Origin of the sequence: Streptomyces sp. GD-15H (assembly GCF_045291515.1) — a bacterium.
In the GTDB taxonomy this organism is placed as follows: domain Bacteria; phylum Actinomycetota; class Actinomycetes; order Streptomycetales; family Streptomycetaceae; genus Streptomyces.
On sequence record NZ_CP149447.1, the window covers coordinates 7,172,430 to 7,193,550 of the forward strand.

Below are 21,121 nucleotides of genomic sequence, written 5' to 3' on the forward strand. Positions count from 1 at the left end.
GGGTGCTCGTGCGGGTGCCGGTCGCTCACGTGGATCCCCTTCCGGTGGGCGAGGTGGGCGGGGTATCGCCCGGGAGCCGGGGCCCAGGGGTGCTCGGTACCGCGCGACCGTGCCCGGACGCTGCTCCACGACCTGCCGCTCACCGGTCTCCGGGCAGACGTACGGCACCGGCGGCCGGTCGCCGTCCAGAGCGTGCAGCCGTACGTTCCGCACACCGAACCGGATCTGCCCGCCCCGCACGTCCGCGTACTCGCGCACCAGGTGCGTGACCGGCAACGGCTGTGGACAGAACCAGCAGTGACTGCCCGTCAGCTCCTGGTGCGGGAAGTGGTACCGCTCCCCGGCGAAGCGGAACTCGCGCCGTGCAGCTCGGCCCGGTCCAACAGGTTCCGCGCCGGGCCCCGCCGCCCCGGCCGGGCCCGTCCCCGTCGTGCGCGGAAGGAGCACACTTGCAGGAGAGGGATGTGCGGTGCGGCAGTACATGTCAGCTGGAGGTGATCCGGATGCCCAAGCCCCGGTCGCAGTCGCGGTACGCCCCGGACCGAGGACTCACCACCCGCATGGTGACGACGATGTTCCTGATCGGACTGCTCTATGTCGTCTTCGTCGGCGTCCTGCTGGCCCTCCTGCAGAACGCGTGGCCCGTCATCCTGCTGATCGCGGGCATCCTGTTCATCGCGCAGTTCTGGTTCAGTGACCGGATCGCGGCCTTCAGCATGGGGGCGCGCGAGGTGACCCCCGAGCAGGCTCCCGGGCTGCACGGCTCCGTGGACCGTGTCTGCGCCCTCGCCGACATGCCCAAGCCACGGGTGGCGATCGCCGACAGTGACCTACCGAACGCCTTCGCCACCGGCCGCAGCGAGAGAACGGCCCTTGTATGCGTCACCACGGGGCTGCTCCGTCGCCTGGAACCGAAGGAACTGGAGGGCGTCCTCGCCCATGAGCTGTCGCATGTCGCCCATCGCGACGTCGCCGTGATGACCATCGCGTCGTTCCTGGGTGTGCTGGCCGGTGCCATGACCCGCGTCGCGCTCTACACCGGGCTCGGCCGCACCAGCCGCGACAGCGCCACCGCCCTCGCGGCAGTCCTGATTCCCCTGGTCAGCGCCGCCGTGTACGTGATCAGCTTCCTGCTGACCCGGCTGCTGTCCCGCTACCGCGAACTGTCCGCCGACCGCTCCGCGGCGTTGCTCACCGGCCGTCCGTCCGCACTCGCGTCCGCGCTCACCAAGGTGACCGGCGAGATGGCGAGGATTCCGACGAAGGATCTGCGCCGGGCAGAGCCGTTCAACGCCTTCTGGTTCGCACCGGCCTTCTCCTCCAAGGAGAGCCTGAGCCGGCTGCTCTCCTCCCACCCCACCCTCGAACAGCGCCTCGACCAACTCGGCCGGATCTCGGCCCAGCTCGGCCGGGCATGACGATCCATGGAGGTGCCGTGCCGTGGGACTCCTTGACACCATCCTCGGCCGCAGCAAGCCGGTTCGCCCGGACCTCGACCAGCTCTTCAGCCTGCCCTCGGCCGCGATCACCGTGCAGGCGGGGGCGGGGTTCACTCCGACCGGGACCGGATCGGTCTGCTTCGCGAGCGTGGAGGGCGGCGCATTCGACCGGCTCCAGCAGGAGGTACGGGAACTGCTCGACGCCGACACCGGCCGGGGCGGCACACCCGTCGAGTACACCAAGGACGCGTACGGGTACACGTGGCTCCTCGTCCGTCACCCGGCCGACGACACCGCCTCACTGGTCAACGATCTGCACGCCGTCAACACGCTCCTCCAGGACGCGGGCTTCGGCCCGCAACTCCTCTGCTCCCTGGTCGGGTTCCAGGCCACATCGGACCACCGTGCCCTGGCACTGGTCTATCTCTACAAGCGCGGCACCTTCTACCCCTTCGCGCCGCTCCCCGACGGAACGGAGCGGCGCGACAACGCGTTGGAACTCCAGATCAGGGCGCTCCTCGCGGACGACCTGCGCATCGAGGCCGATCTGGCCCGCTGGTTCCCGGTCTGGGGCGCCCCAGGTCTGGCGGGGCCCCGGCCCTGAGGCATGCCGCCGGCACGGCCCCCGGCCTGCCCGGTCCCGGCTAGCCCAGGCGCGGTATCTCGATCGCCGGGCAGCGGTCCATCACCATGTCCAGGCCCGCCGCGCGGGTCCGTCCGTACGCCGCCTCGTCGATGACGTCGAGCTGGAACCACACCGCCTTGGCGCCCTTGGCGACGGCCTCGTCCGCGACCGCTCCGGCCAGGTCGCTGTTCACGAACACGTCGACGACGTCCACTTCGAAGGGAATGTCCGCGAGTGAGGCGTATCCTTGCTCGCCGTGCACCGTCTCGGCCTTCGGATGCACCGGCACCACACGCTTGCCGAAGCGCTGCAACACCTGGGCGACGCCGTACGCCGCGCGCTGCCGGTTCGACGACAGGCCCACCACGGCCCAGGTGTCGCCCGTCTCGGACAGAATTCTGCGGACCGTGGAACTGTCACCGTACATGGACGCCTCCTGCGGGTACGTAATCTCGATGCTGTGACAACCCCGTGAGTACCGCGACTATTTCGCTTCGGCGGGGAAGTGACCGGTGCCCTCCGCCGGGTGGGGGAGGCCGCCTGCCCGCAGCGACGTCCGTACCACGATCGATGTACGCCGTGCTCACGCGGAGTACGAGCAGGTGACCGCGTGGAGGGGATGTCGTCGCACCCCCTGGTTCCTAGCGTGAGAGGCCTCGGACGGAGGAGCCGTCCGGCGTCAGCGCTGAAGAGGAGTTGCTTGTGCGGACCGAGATCTTTCCCGAGGCGAAGGACCGGGGCACCGACGGCGGCGGTGTGGCGCATCCGGCGGCTCCGCTGCACCCGTCTCCCTGGTGGCTGCCGGCGGGGATCTGCGGCGCGGTGGCCGCGATCGGCGCGGCCGACCTGCTGAACCCCCAGTACAGCCGGGTGAGCGAGGTGATCAGCCGGTACGTGAACGGCACCGCGGGCTGGCTGATCACGGTGGCGCTGCTGCTCATCGCGGGCGTGTCGGCCGTGCTCGCCGTACGGCTGCGGCGGGCGGGTGCGCCGCGGGCCGGGCGGTGGGCGCTGGAGGCGTGGACTGTCGGGGTCCTGGTGGCCGGGGTGTTCCCGGCCGATCCGCCCGGGCAGTGGGGCCGGCCGTCAACCGCGGACATCGTGCACGGCACGGCGGCCGTTCTGGCCTTCCTCGTGCTGCCGGTGGCGGCGCTGGTGCTGCACCGGTGGCTGGCCGGCCGGTGGGTGCGGGGCGCCGCCGTACTGCGGGCCGTACTCGGCACGCTGCTGGTTTCCACGGCCGTGCTCCTGGTCTGCCTGGTGGACGTGATGGACGGGCCGTCGCTGGGTGTCGGCGGTGTGCCGACCGTGGTCGGGCTGGTCGAGCGGGTCGCGTTCGGCGCCGACCTCGTCTGGCTGGCGCTGGCCACCGTCGCGGCCTCCCGGCCCGCGGTTCGGCCCGCGGCCCGCTCGTGAACCCGTGGAACAGCCGCGCGACTGTGCAGAATTGGCCGGTGACCATGGATCGCACCGATGTGCCGGGAAATGAAATGGGGCCTGTGCCGGGCCTGTTGACCGCGAGAGTCAAGAACATCGCGGGGACCGTGGCGGCCGCGGTGACGGCGGTCGCCGTCGTCACCGCGGAGGCCCTGGTGGGCACGGGACCCACGCCCAGTGGAACGCTGCCGCTCGTCGTCGGGCTCGCGGTGGCGCTGCTCGCCGGCGGCCGGTGGCCGCGCGCCGCGTTGCTGGTCAGTGTGGAGGTGGTGATCGCGTTCCGGGCCGCCGAGTTGTCGGACATCGGCTGGATCTGGCCGGCCTCCGCCGCGTACTTCCTGGTGGCCGCCGGGAGCCGGTCGTCGCGTGCCCGAGGGCGTGCGGGGGCCGGGTGGACGGCGGCCGGACCCGCGTTCGCGGTCGCTGTCGGCGTGCTCCAGATCGCGTTCGCCGCCCACTGGGAGCTGTTCGTGGCCGGGATGGCGGGCCGGGAGGTGGTCGCCGAGCTGGGGGCGGAGAGCCTGTGGCTGGCACTGGTGCTTGCCGCGGCGACCGCCTACCGGAACTGGGTCAGATGGCGCGGCGAGGTTGCCGCGGGACTGGAACGCGCCGCGCGGGAACGGGAGCTGGAGGGGCGTCGGCGGGCCGAGGCGGAGCGTCTGCAGATCGCGCGCGAGCTGCACGACGTGGTCGCGCACACCCTGACCGTGGTCGGCGTGCAGCTGCGCGTGGCCGTCGAGGCACTGGAGGACGAGCCCGCGGAGGCGCGGGCCGCGCTGGAGACCGCTCAGGAGGTCCGCGCGACGGCGGTCGCCGATTTGCGCTCGCTCATCGGCGTCCTGCGCGATCCGGGCGAGCGGGGCGAGGGTGGCCCGGCCATGGAGCTGGCGCCCGAGCGCGGGCTGGACGGGGTCGGCGAGCTGGTGGCGCGGGTGCGGGCAGCCGGGCTCGCGGCGGATGTCGAGACCTCGGGGGATCCGGCCGCCGTGCCCGCGCCCGTTGCCCTCGCCGTCTACCGGATCGTCCAGGAGTCGTTGACCAACGCCGTCCGGCACTCCGGGGGCACCCGGGTCGCAGTCCGGCTGGGGTACGGCGCCGAGCAGGTGAGCGTGGAGGTCATTGACGACGGCCCGGGGAGGGCCGGTGACGGCGGGGGAGCGGTGGGCGGGTCCGGGCACGGCGTCGACGGGATGCGCGAGCGGGTCTCGGCGCTCGGCGGGGAATTCGCCGCGGGAACCGAGGAGGAAGGCGGTTACGCCGTCCGGGCCCTGATTCCTGTGCCAAGCTGGCGATCATGACGATCTCGGTTCTGCTCGCCGACGACCAGTCCCTGGTGCGGGCCGGCTTCCGCAGCCTGCTCCGCCGGACACGTGACATCGAGGTGGTGGGCGAGGCGGCCTCCGGCGACGAGGCCGTGCGCGCCGTTCGCACCCTGCGGCCCGACGTCGTACTGATGGACATCCGGATGCCGGGGACGGACGGGCTGACGGCCACCGAGTCCGTCACCCGCGACCCGGAGCTGACCGGCTGCCGGGTGATCGTACTGACGACGTTCGAGACCGACGAGTACGTGTTCGCGGCGCTGCGGGCGGGTGCGAGCGGCTTCCTCACCAAGGAGATCGAGCCGGACGACCTGCGGCAGGCGATCCGGGCGGTGGCGGCGGGCGACGCGCTGCTGTCACCGAGCGTGACGCGCCGGGTCGTCGAGGAGTTCGCGCACCGGCCGGTCACCCCGGCGGTGACCCCGGACCGGCTCGCGGCCCTCACCGCCCGTGAGCGCGAGGTGGTGGCACTGGTCGCGGCCGGGCTGTCGAACGACCAGGTCGCCGCGCGGCTGGTGATCTCCCCTCTGACCGCCAAGACGCACATCGCCCGGGCGATCACGAAACTGGGCGTCCGCGACCGCGTCCAGCTCGTCGTCCTGGCCTACGAGACCGGGCTGATCCAGCCAGGCCACACTGCCGGGGACGCCCTGCCGAAAGGCCACTGACCTCCGAAAAACCGCACCTCGGTCCGCGCCCGCTCAGGCGACCCAGCCGGGACGTTCCTCCACCCGCAGGACGACACACGAGATCGAGATGCCGGTGCCCACGCCGATCATCAGGACGTGGTCGCCCGGTCCCAGCGAACCCGTCTCCAGCAGGTGGTCCAGGCCGGCGATCTGATCTCCGGCGCCCAAGTGGCCGACGGAGCGGCTGAACTCGAGAGTGCCGCGCCAGGTCTCCAGCCCGAGCGGCGCCAGCGTCCGGCGCAGGAACCGCTCGTGCGCCCAGTTCATGTGGGTGACCCGGGCGATGTCGGAGATCTCCACGTCCGCGTCGGCCAGGGCCTGCTTGACCGCCCGGCCGGTCGCGCTGCCGATCAACTCGTGGTCGGCCAGCCCAGCCGCCGCCTCCGAGGCCGCGTACTGGGCGGCCCGCTCCTTCAGATCCACGGCCCGGCCGACGCTCGCACCCGGCGGGAAGAGCGGCTCGTCGCCCCGGTGCAGCAGCTCCAGGCTCGGCACCGAGGCGTGCGTCACCGACAGCACCCGCGCGAAGCCAGCCGCCGGCTCAGCACCAGGGCCGTCCCGGCGTCGCCGAGCACGATGTTCGTCATGCTGCGCCAGCGGTTGATCAGCGCGGTGCCGAAGTTGTCGCCACTGGTCAGCAGGGCCGCTGTGCGCTCCGGGTCGGCGTGCAGATGGTTGGCGGCCGTCTCGATCGCCGCCAGCATCCCGTTGCAGCCCTGCCGCAGCTCCAGCGCGGGCACATCGGTGCCAAGGGTGTGGCGCAGCACGTAGTGCTGGGGAGACCAGGCGTCCGGTCCTTGGTGGTGGGTATCGGTGTGCACCATCAGGTCGATGTCGGAGGCGTCCAGCCGGGAGCGCTCCAACGCCACTCGGCCCGCACGGACCGCCAGGTCCGGGGCGGGGGTGTCGCCGGCCACCGCCACTGACACCCAGTTGCCCTGGGCGGCGTCGTCCGCGTCGTACAGGCCCAGCTCGACCGCGCGCTCCACGGAGAAACGCTCCGGAAGGTGGGTCGCGAGTCCTGCGATGTACACGTCGTCAAGGCGCATGTGGGCTCCGTCTCCCGGCCGCTCATCCGGTCCCCCGACCGGGCCGCGGTCCGCTCGTGTCCGAACGGGGCCCAGGCTCTCCGGTGGGCTTCGTCCCGCGCTCGAGCCGGGAGCGATCCGGGTTCCACCGCAGTTCCAGATCGCTTCGATCCCTGGTTCCTACCGTGGCGGCGCAGAGCCTGCCCGGCGCGGGCGGCCCGAGGAGGGAGACGTGACATGCCGACGACGACGGTGCGGGCAGCGGTCAGGGGTGCTGAAACGGAGAGCGTGGCGGCAGCGGGTACGGCGGCCGGGGCAGTGGCAGTGGGGGAGCGGCCGGTGCGGGGGCGGACGGCCACCCGGTTCGCCGCCTCGGCGCTCGCCCGGGAGAGCCGGGTGCCCGGCCCGGCGCCCGACGACTGGATCGCGGAACGCGGCCGGGCCGGTGCGCTGCACGTCGAACGGATTCCGCTGGCCGACCTCACCGGCTGGTCCTTCGCACCGGGCACCGGCGACCTGCGCCACGACAGCGGGCGCTTCTTCAGTGTCGAGGGGCTGTCCGTGCGGCGTGAGACCGGACCCGTCAAGAGCTGGTCCCAGCCCGTTCTCGTGCAGAGCGACATCGGTGTACTCGGCCTGCTCGTCAAAGAGTTCGACGGCGTCCTGCACTTTCTGATGCAGGCCAAGATGGAGCCCGGAAACGCCACTCGCACCCAGCTCTGCCCCACCGTGCAGGCCACCCGGAGCAACTACAGCGGCGTGCACGGCGGCAGCCCGGTGCCCTACCTCGAATACTTCCTCCGCCCCGGCCGGGGCCGGGTTCTCGTCGACGTTCTCCAGTCCGAGATGGGCTCATGGTTCCACCGCAAACGCAACCGGAACATGGTGGTCGAAGCCCCCGACGAGGTGCCCGTCGGAGACGACTTCCGCTGGATGACGCTGGGTGAGGTGCTGGGGCAGCTCCACCGCGACGACATCGTCAACATGGACGTCCGCACGGTCGTTGCCTGCCTGCCGCTGCCACAGCTGTTGTCACCCCGGCCGTCGGCCCCGGAGCCCGCGGGCCCGCCTCGGCACGACAGTGCCGCACTGGCGCACTGGTTCACCGGGATGAAGGTCCGATACCCGATGGTCACCCGGCGCTTTCCGCTCGCGAGGGTGGCGGGCTGGAAACGCGGGCCGGACGAGATCGCCCACGAAGAGGACCGGTACTTCCGCATCCTCGGCGTCCGTGTCGAGGCCACCCAGCGCGAGGTCCGTGCCTGGTCGCAGCCGCTGCTCGCACCTGTCCACGGAGGGGTGATCGCCTTTCTGCTCCGCCGTTTCGGCGGTGTGCTCCATGTGCTGGTGCAGGCCCGGGTGGAGGCAGGGCTGCTCGACGGCGTCGAACTCGCCCCGACCGTGCAATGCACACCCGCGAACCTGGCCGGCACCGGGCTGCCCCGGCCGCCGTTTCTGGACGCCGTCCTCGGCGCGCCGCCCGCCGCGATCCTCTATGACACGCTCCTTTCCGACGAGGGGGGCCGTATCCACCACTCGCTCGCCCGGCACCTGCTGGTCGAACTCGGTGAAGAGGAGGACGGGGAGGGCACCGAGTACTGGGAGCCCGAGGGGTTCCGCTGGATCTCCGTCGAGCAACTGGCCGGGTTCACCCGCCACGGCTACCAGGTCAACGTGCAGGCCAGATCGCTGCTGAGCGCGCTCTACAGCCTGTGTGCCGCCGGAGAGGCGGGGGAGCCGTCGTGACGGACGGCGGACCGGTGCGCATCGGCGTCCTCGGTTGTGCCTCGATAGCCGAGCGGCGCGTGCTCCCCGCGCTGTGCCGGGCCGAGGCGGTGACGTTGGCAGCCGTGGCCAGCCGTGATCCGGCGAAGGCCGCCCGGTTCGCCGAGCGGTTCGGCTGCGAGGCCGCCGGCGGATACGCGGGGCTGCTGGACGATCCAGGGATCGAGGCCGTCTATCTCCCGCTCCCCACCGGGCTGCACGAGAAGTGGGCCGAGCGCGCCCTCACCGCCGGCAAGCACGTCCTGGTCGAGAAGCCGCTGGCGACCGGAGCGCGGGGCGCCGCCCGGCTGTTCGCCCAGGCCCGGGAAGCCGGACTGGTCCTGATGGAGAACCTGATGTTCGTCAGGCACAGCCAGCACCGACAGGTGGCCGCGCTGGTCGAGTCCGAGATCATCGGCGAACTCCGTGAGATGACCGCCGAGTTCGGCATTCCCCCGCTGCCCGACGACGACATCCGCTACGCGAGGGGGCTCGGTGGTGGCGCGCTGCTCGACATGGGCGTCTACCCGGTGCGCGCGGCCCAGTTCCACCTCGGCGGGCCGCTCGACGTGGCCGGCGGTGTACGGCGGTTCGACACCGCGCGTGGCGTCGACCTCTCCTGTACGGCCGTTCTCGTCTCGCCGAACGGCGTTCCCGCGCGCATCGCGGTCGGCTGCGACCGTGGTTACCGCGCCGCCTACACCCTGTGGGGCGCGGAGGGCCGGATCACCGTCGACCGGGCGTTCACCCCGCCGCCCGAGCATCGGCCCGCCGTCCGCATCGAGCGTCAGGACGTCACCGAGATCCGCCACTTCGCCGCCGATGACCACTTCCTCGCCCTCGTCCGCCGGTTCGCCGGCGCCGTCCGCGGCACCGTCGACACCGCCGACGACGAACGGCAGACCCTGGACCAGGCCACGACCCTCGACGCGCTGGCCACCCGCACCCGGCGGATCCCGCTGTGACCGGCGGCAGCACCGAGAACCGTGCTCCCGCCTCCGGCGGGCACCGTGTGCGGCGTCCGCCCCTGCCGGGCCGGCCCACCGCGCTGGTCGTCGGCGGCGCGGGTTTCCTCGGCCTGCACATCGGTGCCGCACTCGCGGACAACGGTTACCGAGTGCTGGACCTCGGCCGCACCCCCCGCCCCGGCGCCCTGCACGCCGACGTCGCGGCGGCCGGACCGGAACAGCTGGCCGGCCTGTTCGACGAGCACCGGATCGCCGTCGTCGTCAACGCGGCGGGCGCGGTCTGGGGCGGGCTGGACGGCGACACCGTCCACCGGGCCAACGTCACCCTCGTCCAACGGCTCATCGCCGCCGTTGAGTCGGCGCACCGCCGGCCCCGGCTTGTACAACTCGGCTCCGGCTACGAGTACGGGACCACGCGGCCGGCCGGGCCGTCGCCGAGGACGCGCCGACCCGGCCGACCACCACCTACGGCCGGACCAAACTGCAGGCCACCCGGGCCGTGCAGGCCGCCGTGGAGGAGGGGCGGATCGACGCGGTGGTGCTGCGCGTGGCCTCCGCCGTGGGGCCGGGCGCACCCGCGGGCAGTCTCTTCGGCACGCTCGCGGCCCGACTGCGGGCGGCGGCGGCCGCGGCTCCCGGGGGGCCGCCGTCCGAAATCGTGCTCCGCCCGCTGATCAGCCGGCAGGACTTCGTCGACGTCCGCGACGTCGCGGACGCCGTGCGGGCCGCCGCGGCCGCGGATGTCTCCGCCCGCCTGTTCAACATCGGCGGCGGACGAGCCGTACCTGTGCGCGACCTCGTCCGGCGGCTGATCGCGTTGAGCGGGGTGCCGGTCCGGCTGGTGGAACGGGACGACGGAACGGGAGCCCGTGGCGGCGGCCTGGACTGGCAGCTCCTGGACACGGAGAAGGCCCGCACCGCACTCGGCTGGAAGCCGGCGCGCGGCCCTGAGGAGGCACTGCACGGACTCTGGCATTCCTGATGCGGCAACCGGAACGACCGCACGGGCTCATGCACTTACCGAATCTCGGCTCCACGGAACGGGGAGAGCGATGACGGACACCGCCACCGGCACCGATGTCTGCGCGGACATCGGCACCGACACCAAGGACGAACTGCTCGAACGCGTCCGCAAGTACGCGCGTGAACGGCTGGCCGGGCCGGGATTCGTCCCCGGCGTCACACCGATTCCGCCCGCCGGCGGCGTCCACGACGAAGAGGACACCGCCGCGCTGGTCGAGGCGGCCCTCGGGATGAGGATCGCAGCCGGAGTCAGCGCGCGCCGCTTCGAGCGGCAGTTCTCCCGCGCGCTGAAGGTCCGCAAGGCCCACCTGACCAACTCCGGATCCTCCGCCAACCTGGTCGCGCTCACCGCGCTCACCTCGCCGCAGCTGGGAGAAGCGCGGCTGCGCCCCGGCGACGAGGTCGTCACCGTCGCGGCCAGTTTCCCGACGACCGTCAATCCGATCCTGCAGAACCAACTGGTGCCGGTCTTCGTCGACGTCGACCTCGCCACCTACAACACCACCCCCGAGCGGGTCGCCGACGCGATCGGCCCGCGCACCCGGGCGATCATGATGGCGCACACCCTGGGCAACCCGTTCCCGGCAGCCGAGATCGCAGAACTCGCCCGGGAGAAGGGGCTCTTCCTCGTCGAGGACAACTGCGACGCCGTCGGCTCCAACTACCGGGGGCGGCCCACCGGCGGCTTCGGCGATCTGTCGACCGTCAGCTTCTACCCGGCTCACCACCTGGCCATGGGCGAAGGCGGCTGCGTTCTCACCGACGACCTGGTGCTCGCCCGCATCGTCGAGTCCGTCCGTGACTGGGGCCGTGACTGCTGGTGCGAGCCCGGCGAGGACAACCGCTGCGCCAAACGCTTCGACCAGCAGTTCGGTCGGCTGCCGCACGGCTACGACCACAAGTACGTCTTCTCGCACGTCGGTTACAACCTCAAGACCAGCGACCTGCACGCCTCGCTCGGCCTCAGCCAGCTGCGCCGGCTCGAGGAGTTCACCGCTGCCCGCAAGCGCAATTGGCGGTTGCTGCGCGAAGGGCTCGACGGCACCCCTGGACTGCTCCTGCCTGAGCCCACCCCGGACAGCGACCCCAGCTGGTTCGGGTTCGCCGTCACCGTCCGTCCCGACGCGCCGTTCACCCGGCGGGAGCTCGTCGCCCACCTGGAGTCCCGGAAGATCGGCACCCGGCTGCTCTTTGCCGGCGACCTCACCCGCCACCCCGCTTACCAGGAACGCGAGTTCAGGGTCAGCGGCCCCCTCGAGAACAGCGCCGCCATCACCGAGGGAACCTTCTGGATCGGTGTCTACCCCGGCATCACGCCCGAGATGGCGCAGTACATGGTCACCTCGGTACGCGAGTTCGCCGCCGCCCGTCGTTAGGGCCTGTCCGACCCTTCCCGCTCATTCTCGACAGGGGTACCACTCATGGACGTAGAACCCGCGACGCGGCCGGACCGGGCCGCCACCGGACCCCAGCCGGCCGGCGAGCCGATCGCGGTGGTCGGGCTCGCCTGCAGGCTGCCGCAAGCACCCGACCCGGATCGGTTCTGGCAGTTGCTGAGCGAAGGCCGCGACGCCGTCGGCTCCGCACCCGACGGGAGGCCCGGCCCCCAGGTGCCCGAGGCCTACCGCAGGGGCGGATTCCTCGACGACGTCGCCGGGTTCGACGCCGGCTTCTTCGGCATTCCGCCGCGCGAGGCCACCACCACCGACCCGCAGCAGCGTCTCGCCCTGGAACTGGCCTGGGAGGCGTTGGAGGACGCCCGCATCGTCCCCGCCGCTCTTCGCTCGACGGCCACCGCCGTGCACGTGGGAGCGATCGCCGGTGACTACGCCACTCTGCTGCACGAGCGGGGCGCCGACGCCGCCACCGCCTACACCCTGACAGGAACTCACCGCAGCGTCATCGCCAACCGCATCTCCCACCTGCTCGATCTGACAGGGCCCAGCCTCACCGTCGACTGCGGACAGTCCTCGTCCCTGGTGGCCGTCGAGCTGGCCTGCGCCGGCCTGCGCAGCGGCGAGAGCGACACCGCGCTGGCCGGTGGCGTCCAGCTCAACCTGGCACCGCACTCCACCCTCGGCACCGTCAGGTTCGGCGGACTCTCCCCGGACGGTGCCTGCCACACCTTCGACGCTCGCGCCAACGGCTACGTACGCGGCGAGGGCGGAGCGTTCGTCGTCCTGAAGACGCTGAGCCGGGCGCTGGCCGACGGCGACCGCATCCACTGTCTGATCCTGGGCGGCGCCGTCAACAACGACGGAGCCGGCGAGGGCGCGGCGCTGACCGTGCCGAGCGCCGCCGGCCAGGAGGACGTGCTGCGCCGGGCCTGTGCCGCCGCCGGTGTCGACCCGGCCGACGTGCGCTACGTGGAGCTGCATGGAACCGGCACCCGGGTCGGTGACCCGGTCGAGGCAGCCGCGCTCGGTGCCGTCTACGGCTCGGCCCGCAAGGCCGTCGGCCGACCACCGCTGCACGTCGGCTCGGTCAAGACCAACGTCGGCCACCTGGAGGGCGCAGCCGGCATCACCGGGTTGCTCAAGGCCGTGCTCGCGCTGCGCCACCGCACCCTGCCGCCGAGCCTGCACTTCGACACCCCCAACCCCGCCATCCCGCTCGACGAGCTGGGCCTGCGCGTGTGCGGCGAGGCCGGTCCCTGGCCCCGCGGTGAGGGACCACTGCGCGCGGGCGTCAGCGCCTTCGGGATGGGCGGCACCAACTGCCACCTGATCCTGGGAGAGTGGCGCGAAACGCCCGCCCGCACCGTTGGCGCGGACCGCCCCGTGCGGAGCGGACACACGGCCGGCCCGGGCACCGTCCTGTGGCCGCTTTCCGGCCACACCGAGAAGGCGCTGCGCGGCCAGGCCCGCAAGCTCCTGGATCACCTCGACGCCCTACCGGAGGCGGCTCCCGGAGTCGCTCCGGCCAATGTCGGCCGTTCTCTCGCCGCCACCCGTACCGCCTTCGAGCACCGAGCGGTGGTTCTCGGCGCCGACCGCGCCACCCTCCTCGGCGGGCTGCGCGCGCTCGCAGCCGGGGAACCGGCGGCCGCCGTCGTCCGCGGCCGGGCAGGCAGCCCGCCGGCCTCGGCAGGGCTTTCGGCCGGACCCTCCCGAACCGTCTTCCTCTTCCCCGGCCAGGGCTCCCAGTGGCCCGGCATGGCCGCCGGATTCCTCGACACCCAACCGGAGTTCACCCGGCGGATGACCGCCTGCGGCCGCGCACTCGCCCCGCACACCGACTGGGATCTGCTCGAGGTGGTGCGGGGCGCCCCCGGCGCGCCCCGCCTCGACCGGGTGGACGTCGTGCAGCCCGTGCTGTGGGCCGTCATGGTCTCCCTCGCCGAGCTGTGGCGCGCCCACGGGCTGGCCCCGGACGCCGTCATCGGACATTCCCAGGGAGAGGTCGCCGCCGCCACCGTCGCCGGCGCGCTCACCCTGGAGGACGCGGCACTCGTCGTGGCGAGGCGGGCGGCCGCCCTGCAGCGCATCGCCGGCAAGGGCGGCATCATCAGCGTCGCCCTTCCCGCCGCCGAGGCCGAGCGGGTGATCGCCCCCTGGCACGGCAGGCTCTCGGTCGCCGTCCTCAACGGGCCCGCCCAGACCGGCATCGCAGGCGGCTGCGAGGCGCTCGACGAACTCGCCTCGCAACTCGACGGCGACGGCGTCTGGGCCCGTCGGATTGCCGTCGACTACGCCTCGCACACCGCGCACGTCGACGAGGTCCTCGACGACGTGCGCCGCGAACTCGCTCCTGTCACCCCGCGCGCGGGACACCTGCCGATGGTCTCCACCGTGACCGGCGAACCCATCGACACCGCCACCCTCGACGCGGACTACTGGGCAGCCAACCTGCGCAGTCCGGTGAGGTTCGAGACGGCCGTACGGCAGGTACTCGCCGACGGTGCCCGCGTCCTCGTCGAGTGCAGCCCGCACCCGGTGCTGGCCTGGGCCACCCGCGAGACGCTGGAGAACACGGGGGCGCGAGCGGCTGTCGTCGGCACTTTGCGCCGCGACGCCGATGACACGGAGGACGACGGCTTCCTGCGGTCCGTCGCCGAGGCCCATGTCCGCGGTGCCGGCGTCGACCTGTCCGCCGTGCACGGCCGCGGCCCCCTCGTCGACCTGCCGGGCTACGCCTTCCAACGGCAGCGCCACTGGTTCGACGAGGACGGGACGACGGCACCCGCGGAAGTCCCGGCAGAGCCCGGCCCCGCGACCGAGCCGGCACAGGAGGCCGACGTGTCCGCCACGGGCAGCCGTCCGGCTCGCTCCGCCACCGAGGCGGCAGCCCTGATCCGAGGCATCGCCGCCGCCGTCCTCGGCCACGGCTCACCCGCCGACGTCGACCCCGAACGCTCCTTCACCGCTCTCGGCTTCCACTCCCTGACCGCCGTCGAACTGCGCAATCGGCTGAACGAGGCCACCGGGCTCACCCTCCCCACCACCGTCGTCTACCACCACCCCACCCCCACGGCGCTCGCCGGCCACGTCGCGGCCCTGCTCGCCGAACACGGCGGCGTGAGTGGTGAGAAGTCCGTCACCGCCCCCTCTGCCGTCCCTGCCGGAACGCCCGCTCCCGACCACCGGGCCGAGCCCCTCGCCGTCGTCGCCATGAGCTGCCGATTCCCGGGCGGTGCGGATACCCCGGAAGCGCTCTGGCGGCTGCTGACCGAAGAGCGCGACGCGGTCACCGGCTTCCCCGACAACCGTGGCTGGGACCTCGCCGGGCTGTACGACCCCGACCCGGCGGTGCCCGGCGCCAGCTACACCCGGCATGGCGGATTCCTGCACGACGCCGACCTCTTCGACCCGTCCTTCTTCGGGATCAGCCCGCGCGAGGCCACCGCCATGGACCCGCAGCAGCGGCTGCTGCTGGAGACAGCCTGGGAGGCCGTCGAGCGCGCAGGGCTGGTCCCCGGCGCGCTGCGCGGTACGGACGTCGGGGTATTCGTAGGTGCCATGGCCCAGGAGTACGGGCCGAGACTTCACGAGGACGCGGCAGGCCACGACGGACACCTCCTCACCGGCGGCTCCGTCAGCGTCGCCTCCGGCCGGATAGCCCACCTGCTGGGCCTGCGCGGCCCGGCGATGACCGTCGACACCGCCTGCTCCTCCTCGCTGGTGGCCCTGCACCTGGCCGCCCAGTCACTGCGCCGGGGTGAGTGCGACCTCGCGTTCGCGGGAGGCGCCGCCGTCCTTGCCCAGCCCGGCATGTTCGTGGAGTTCAGCAGGCAGAACGGGCTCGCTCCGGACGGCCGCTGCAAGCCGTTCGCCGAGGCCGCAGACGGCACCGCTTGGGGCGAGGGTGCCGGCATGGTGCTGTTGGAGCGGCTCTCCGACGCCCGCCGCAACGGCCACCCGGTGCTCGCCGTCATACGCGGCACGGCCGTTAACCAGGACGGAGCCAGCAACGGGCTCACCGCGCCCAGCGGACCCGCGCAGGAGGACGTCATCCGCCGTGCCCTGGCCGACGCGTCGCTCGCGCCCGGCGACGTCGACGCCGTCGAGGCGCACGGCACCGGCACCACCCTCGGTGACCCCGTAGAAGCCCAGGCACTCATCGCCACCTACGGACAGGACCGGCCTGCCGGCCGGCCACTGCGGCTCGGCTCGCTCAAGTCCAACACCGGCCACACCCAGGCCGCGGCCGGTGTCGGGGGCCTGATCAAGACGGTGCTGGCGCTCCGCAACGAACTGCTGCCACGCACCCTGCACGTCGACGAACCCACCTCGCACGTCGACTGGTCGGCGGGTACCGTGCGCCTGCTCACCCACGCCGAGCCGTGGCCGCGCGCAGACCGTCCGCGCCGAGCCGGCGTGTCCTCCTTCGGCATGAGCGGAACCAACGCGCATCTGATCCTGGAGGAGGCGCCGGAGGAGGAAGCCGAGGCCTCGGCACCTGCACGGGCCGGAGACGAGGAACCCGGCGCCCCCGCCGCCCCGCACACCCCCGCCCCTGTCCCGGTCGTCGTCACCGGCCGCACCCCCGACGCCGTCGGCGCGCACGCCGACGCCCTGCGCACCTTCCTCGTCGGGCACACCGGAGCGGCCGGCGCGTCCTGCGCCCGCGGCCCCTCTCCCGCGGACATCGGCCTGTCCCTCGCGACCACACGCACCCGCTTCGAGTACCGCGCCGCCCTCACCCCGCGCACCCGCGAGGAACTGCTGGACGGGCTCGGGGCGCTCGCCGAGGGCCGCGTGGACGCGCCTGCCACCGTCCGCGCCGCCGGCGCCGTGCCCGGGCCGGTGTTCGTCTTCCCCGGCCAGGGCTCCCAGTGGGCCGGAATGGCCACCGCACTCCTGGACACCGAACCGGTGTTCGCGCGCCGGATGGCCGAGTGCGCCGAGGCGCTGGCTCCGTACACCGACTGGAACCTGCTCGATGTCCTGCGCCGGGCGCCCGAGGCGCCCGACCCGGACCGCGTCGACGTCGTGCAGCCCGCGCTGTTCGCCGTGATGGTGTCGCTCGCGGAGCTGTGGCGCGCGGCCGGCGTGGAACCGGCGGCAGTGGTCGGCCACTCCCAGGGTGAGATCGCCGCGGCCTGCGTCAGTGGGGCACTCACCCTCGACGACGCCGCGAAGGCGATCGCCCTGCGCAGCCGCGAGCTGGTGCGGCTGGTGGGCAGCGGCGCCATGCTGTCCGTCGCCCTGCCCGCCGACCGGGTCCGCGCGCTGCTCGCCCGCCGCCCCGGCGAGGTCCATGTAGCCGTCGTCAACGGACCCGGCGCCACCGTCGTCGCCGGTGAGCAGGACGCCCTCGACGCGTTCGTCGCCGACCTCGGTCCGGACGTCCACACCAGACTGCTGCCGGTCGACTACGCCTCGCACTCCCCGCACGTCGCCCCGCTGCGCGAACGCCTGTTGGAGGTCCTGGACGGCATCGCGGCGCGCACGGCCGACGTTCCCTTCCACTCCACCGCCCTGTGCCGCAGGCTCACCGGAACCGAGCTGACCGCCTCCTACTGGTACCGGAACCTGCGCGAGACCGTCCGGTTCGCGGACGTCATCCGCAGCCTGGCAGACCAGGGACACAGCCTTTTCATCGAGGTGAGCCCGCACCCGGTGCTCACCGCCGCGATCGAGGAGACGCTTGCCGAACGGCCGGGCCACGGCGCCGCCGTCGGTACCCTGCGCCGCGACGACGGCGGCCCGGACCGCTTCACCGCCTCCCTCGCCGACGCCCTCGCGCACGGGGCCGAGGCCGACCCGGACCGGCTCTACCGCGACACCGGCGCCCGCACCGTCGCCCTGCCCACCTCACCGTTCAGCCGCGAGCGGCACTGGCTCGACGCTCCGCAACCGGCCCCCGGGCCGGAACGGCTGGGCCTGGCCGACGCCGGACACCCGCTGCTCGGGGCGGCGGTGCCGCTCGCCGACGGCGCCGGGCTCGTCCTCAGCGGCCGGCTCGACCCCACCGGACAGCCCTGGCTCGCCGACCACGTCGTCGCCGGGACCACTCTGCTCTCCGGCACCACCTGCCTCGAACTCGCCCTGCACGCGGGCGCGCTCACCGGCTGCGACGGCGTCGCCGAACTGACCCTCGCCGCACCGGCCGCGCTGCGCGAGGGCGGCACCGCCCAGCTTCAGCTGTTGGTCTCGGACGCCGCCGACGACGGCCGTCGCACACTCGGCGTGTACCTCCGCGAGGACGCGCCGTACGATGCCGGTGAACCGTGGCAGTGCTGTGCGACGGCCGTGCTGACCCCGGCGGCACCGGCCGGCACCCCCACCCCCTCGGCCGCGGGCGAAGCGTGGCCGCCCGCCGACGCCGTCCCCCTCGACCTGGCCGGCGCCTACCCGTACCTCGCCGGTGAGGGCTACGGCTACGGCAAGGCCTACCGCGGCCTGCGCCGTGCCTGGCGCCACGGTGACGACCTGCTCGCCGAGGTCCACCTGCCCGATGGCACCACCGCGGACGGCTACGGCCTGCACCCCGCGGTGCTCGACGCGGTCCTGCACACCGCCCTGCTCGTGGGGGAGCGCGCACCCGGCCGCCTGGACCTGCCGATCGCGTGGAGCGGAGTCCGGCTGCACTCCGAGGGCGCCGCCGTGCTACGGGCCCGCCTCACCCCCGTGGCCGCGGGCGCCTGGCGACTGACCGTCACAGGGCCGGACGGTACGCCCGTTCTCGACGCCGACGCGGTCGAGTGGCGCTCTGCCGAACGTCGGCGGATCGCCGCCGCTGCCGCCCCGGGCACCGTCCTGCACCGGCTGGAGTGGCGCGAGCACCGGCCGGACGCGACCGCCGGAACGGCCGGTGTCCCGGCGGCCGGCACGGTCGAGCTGCTGGAACAGACCCTCCCCACCGCGCCGGAGGCCGCCGCCTCCCCGGCCGCGGCCGACGCACCGGCGCCGAGCACCGTGGCCGTCCTCGCCGAGCGCGGCGCCGACGCACGTGAGCAGACCGTCGCCGCGCTCGCGCTGACCTCCTGGTGGTTGGAGAGCGCACGGTCCGCCGGGGCCCGCCTGCTGGTGGTCACCCGGGGCGCCGTCGCCGTCCGGCCGGGCGACCCGGCACCCGACCCGGGCCAGGCCGCCGTCTGGGGTGTCCTACGCAGCGCTCAGACCGAGCACCCGGGCCGCTTCGTCCTCCTCGACACCGACCCGGCCCACGGTGTGGAGCAGGCAGAGCTCGACGCCGCGGCCCACACCGGCGCACCGCAACTCGCCCTGCGCGCAAGCACACTCCATGAACCGGTGCTGGTCCCGGCGGTCGACGACACCACTCTTGTCACACCGGACGGGCCCTGGCGGCTCGACGTCGCCGACGGCGGCGGAACCACCGACAGCCTGTGTGCCGTCGCCCATCCCGAGGCCGAACGGCCGCTGGGCGAGGGTGAAGTGCGTATAGCGGTCCGCGCCGTCGGCCTCAACTTCCGGGACGTCTTCGTCACCCTGGGTGCTCTGCCCGGTGCCTCCGGGGTCGGCATCGAGGTCGCGGGCACCGTCCTGGAAGCCGGTCCCGGTGCGGGCGGGCTGGCCCCTGGAGACCGGGTCGCCGGACTGGTCCGGCACGCCGGGTCCGTCGTCGTCACCGACCACCGGCTCGTCACCCGCGTCCCCGACGACTGGACGTATGCGCAGGCCGCGACCGTCCCCGCCGTCTTCCTCACCGCCTACTACGCGCTGTGCGACCTGGCCCGGCTGCGCCCCGGCGAGCGGTTGCTGGTGCACGCCGCCGCGGGCGGAGTGGGACTCGCCTCCCTCCAGATCGCCCGCCACCTCGGAGCCGAGGTCCACGCCACCGCCGGGCGCGGCAAGTGGCCCGCGGTGCGTGCGGCCGGTGTGCCGGAGGAGCGGCTCGCCGACTCCCGCACCCTCGCCTTCGAGCCGGAGTTCCTCGAGGCCACCGACGGAGCCGGCATGGACGTCGTCCTCAACTCGCTGACCGGCGACTTCCTGCAGGCTTCGCTGCGGCTGTTGCCGCGCGGCGGCCGGTTCGTGGAGATGGGCAAGACCGAGATCCTGCGCGCCGACGACGTCGCCGAGCAGCACCCCGGCGTCGCCTACACCGCATTCGACCTGCTCGAAGTCGACCCCGACCGGATCCGGTCCATGCTCGCCGAGCTCGGTGAGCTGTTCCGGGCCGGTGTCCTCACTCCGCTGCCGGTCACCGCCTGGCCGGCCGGGCAGGCGCGCGCCGCCCTGCGCCACCTCCAGCATGCCCGGCACGTCGGCAAGCTGGCGCTGGTGCTGCCCGCGCCCCTCGACCCCGACGGCACGGTTCTCGTCACCGGCGGCACAGGAACCCTGGGCGCTCTGCTCGCCCGCCACCTCGTCGCCGTCCACGGTGTGCGCCACCTGGTGCTCGCCGGCCGCCGCGGGCACCGCGCGGACGGCGCGGCCGCGCTCGCCGACGAACTGGAGGCACAGGGTGCCCGGGTGACCGTCGTCGCCTGCGATGTCGCCGACCGTGAGGCGGTGGCCGCACTACTGGCCGCCGTCCCCAAGGAGAACCCGCTCACAGCCGTCGTGCACGCGGCCGGCGTCCTCGACGACGGCGCCGTGCACACGCTGACGCACGAGCAGGTCGACCGGGTGCTCGCGCCCAAGGCCGACGCCGTACGCCACCTGCACGAGCTGACCCGCGACGCCGACCTGACCGCCTTCGTCTCCTTCTCCTCGGTCGCCGCCACCCTGGGCACCGCGGGGCAGGCCAACTACGCGGCGGCCAACGCCGTCCTGGACGCCGTCGCCGCCCGCCGCTGGGCCGTCGGTCTGCCCGCGACCTCCGTGGCGTGGGGCCTGTGGGACCGCGACAGCGGTATGACCGGGCACCTGGGCGAAGCCGACCTCGCCCGGATGAGGCGAGCCGGTGTCGCACCACTGGCCGACGCCGAGGGCCTCGCCCTCTTCGACGCCGCGCTCGCCAACGGTGCGGCCCACCTGGTTGCCGCCGCATGGGACCGCCCCGCCCTGCGGACCCGCGCCGAACGCGGCACGCTGCCGCCGATGCTGGCCGGCCTGGCGCCCGTGCCGGTCCGGCGGCGCCCGGCCGCACGGGCCGCGGCACCGGGCGCGGACCGGCAGACGCCGCTGCCCGAGCGGCTGGCCGAGCTGGAGGCGGACGCGGGCCGGGCACTCGTCGCCGACCTGGTGCGCTCGGCGGTGGCGGCGGTCCTCGCACACGACTCCGAAGCGGTCGACCCCGACCGTGCACTGCGCGAGCTGGGCCTGGACTCGCTGACCTGTGTCGAGCTGCGCAACCGCCTCACGGCCACCACCGGCCTGCGCCTCGCCGTCTCGGACATCTTCGCCCACTCCACGGTCAACCGTCTGGCCGGACACGTGTACGAGGCCTTGTCCGCCCCTGGGCCGGCCTGACGC

General features: G+C 73.5%; 13 protein-coding genes and 1 pseudogene. 11 read left to right on the forward strand and 3 right to left on the reverse strand.

Going from position 1 to position 21,121, the window contains the following annotated elements; all coding sequences use genetic code 11:
* The first annotated feature begins 503 nt into the window (after positions 1-503).
* Together htpX and pspAB are read left to right on the forward strand one after the other, a co-directional pair.
* Positions 504-1,418, forward strand: coding sequence for a zinc metalloprotease HtpX (gene htpX / locus WJ438_RS33935; RefSeq protein WP_406728592.1), 915 nt, complete (start codon positions 504-506; stop codon positions 1,416-1,418).
* A gap of 22 nt (positions 1,419-1,440) precedes the next feature.
* The gene (gene pspAB / locus WJ438_RS33940) at positions 1,441-2,043 is read left to right on the forward strand and encodes a PspA-associated protein PspAB (protein WP_406728593.1); all 603 of its coding nucleotides are present in this window, start codon (positions 1,441-1,443) and stop codon (positions 2,041-2,043) included.
* 40 nt (positions 2,044-2,083) lie between these two features.
* On the opposite strand, the gene WJ438_RS33945 is transcribed toward pspAB, so the two are convergent.
* A complete protein-coding gene (locus tag WJ438_RS33945; protein ID WP_406728594.1) occupies positions 2,084-2,491 on the reverse strand; it encodes a CoA-binding protein in 408 nt (135 codons plus the stop codon).
* Between the two features lie 275 nt (positions 2,492-2,766).
* Between WJ438_RS33945 and WJ438_RS33950 the strand changes: the two genes are divergently transcribed.
* The 3 genes from WJ438_RS33950 (at position 2,767) to WJ438_RS33960 (ending at position 5,491) form a co-directional block, all read left to right on the forward strand.
* Entirely contained in the window at positions 2,767-3,480 is a 714-nt protein-coding gene (locus WJ438_RS33950) for a DUF998 domain-containing protein (RefSeq protein WP_406728595.1), read from the forward strand.
* 95 nt (positions 3,481-3,575) lie between these two features.
* Positions 3,576-4,799 (forward strand): sensor histidine kinase, encoded by a 1,224-nt coding sequence (locus WJ438_RS33955; RefSeq protein WP_406728596.1) that lies wholly within the window; start codon positions 3,576-3,578, stop codon positions 4,797-4,799.
* Positions 4,796-5,491: a response regulator gene (locus tag WJ438_RS33960; RefSeq protein ID WP_406728597.1), complete on the forward strand. Its 696-nt coding sequence runs from the start codon at positions 4,796-4,798 to the stop codon at positions 5,489-5,491. The genes WJ438_RS33955 and WJ438_RS33960 overlap by 4 nt, the downstream gene beginning before the upstream one ends.
* Before the next feature lie 33 nt (positions 5,492-5,524).
* On the opposite strand, the gene WJ438_RS33965 is transcribed toward WJ438_RS33960, so the two are convergent.
* Positions 5,525-6,022 carry a 3-oxoacyl-[acyl-carrier-protein] synthase III C-terminal domain-containing protein gene (locus WJ438_RS33965; RefSeq protein ID WP_406728598.1) on the reverse strand — a complete coding sequence of 166 codons (498 nt, stop codon included), beginning with the start codon at positions 6,020-6,022 and terminating at the stop codon, positions 5,525-5,527.
* Positions 6,019-6,561 carry a ketoacyl-ACP synthase III family protein gene (locus WJ438_RS33970; protein ID WP_406728599.1) on the reverse strand — a complete coding sequence of 181 codons (543 nt, stop codon included), beginning with the start codon at positions 6,559-6,561 and terminating at the stop codon, positions 6,019-6,021. The genes WJ438_RS33965 and WJ438_RS33970 overlap by 4 nt, the downstream gene beginning before the upstream one ends.
* A 216-nt stretch (positions 6,562-6,777) precedes the next feature.
* On the opposite strand from WJ438_RS33970, the gene WJ438_RS33975 reads away from it, so the two are divergent.
* The 6 genes and pseudogenes from WJ438_RS33975 (at position 6,778) to WJ438_RS34000 (ending at position 21,118) form a co-directional block, all read left to right on the forward strand.
* The gene (locus tag WJ438_RS33975; RefSeq protein WP_406728600.1) at positions 6,778-8,286 is read left to right on the forward strand and encodes an NDP-hexose 2,3-dehydratase family protein; all 1,509 of its coding nucleotides are present in this window, start codon (positions 6,778-6,780) and stop codon (positions 8,284-8,286) included.
* Positions 8,283-9,269, forward strand: a complete 987-nt coding sequence (locus tag WJ438_RS33980; RefSeq protein ID WP_406728601.1) for a Gfo/Idh/MocA family protein — start codon at positions 8,283-8,285, stop codon at positions 9,267-9,269. Before WJ438_RS33975 ends, WJ438_RS33980 begins: the two co-directional genes overlap by 4 nt.
* 47 nt (positions 9,270-9,316) lie before the next feature.
* A pseudogene (locus WJ438_RS33985) lies at positions 9,317-9,691 on the forward strand (NAD-dependent epimerase/dehydratase family protein); the annotation flags it as partial.
* Positions 9,692-9,753: 62 nt separating this feature from the next.
* Positions 9,754-10,254 (forward strand): NAD-dependent epimerase/dehydratase family protein, encoded by a 501-nt coding sequence (locus WJ438_RS33990; RefSeq protein ID WP_406729892.1) that lies wholly within the window; start codon positions 9,754-9,756, stop codon positions 10,252-10,254.
* 70 nt (positions 10,255-10,324) lie between these two features.
* Positions 10,325-11,671, forward strand: a complete 1,347-nt coding sequence (gene rfbH / locus WJ438_RS33995) for a lipopolysaccharide biosynthesis protein RfbH (protein ID WP_406728602.1) — start codon at positions 10,325-10,327, stop codon at positions 11,669-11,671.
* 45 nt (positions 11,672-11,716) lie between these two features.
* The gene (locus tag WJ438_RS34000) at positions 11,717-21,118 is read left to right on the forward strand and encodes a type I polyketide synthase (RefSeq protein ID WP_406728603.1); all 9,402 of its coding nucleotides are present in this window, start codon (positions 11,717-11,719) and stop codon (positions 21,116-21,118) included.
* The last annotated feature ends 3 nt before the right edge of the window (positions 21,119-21,121 follow it).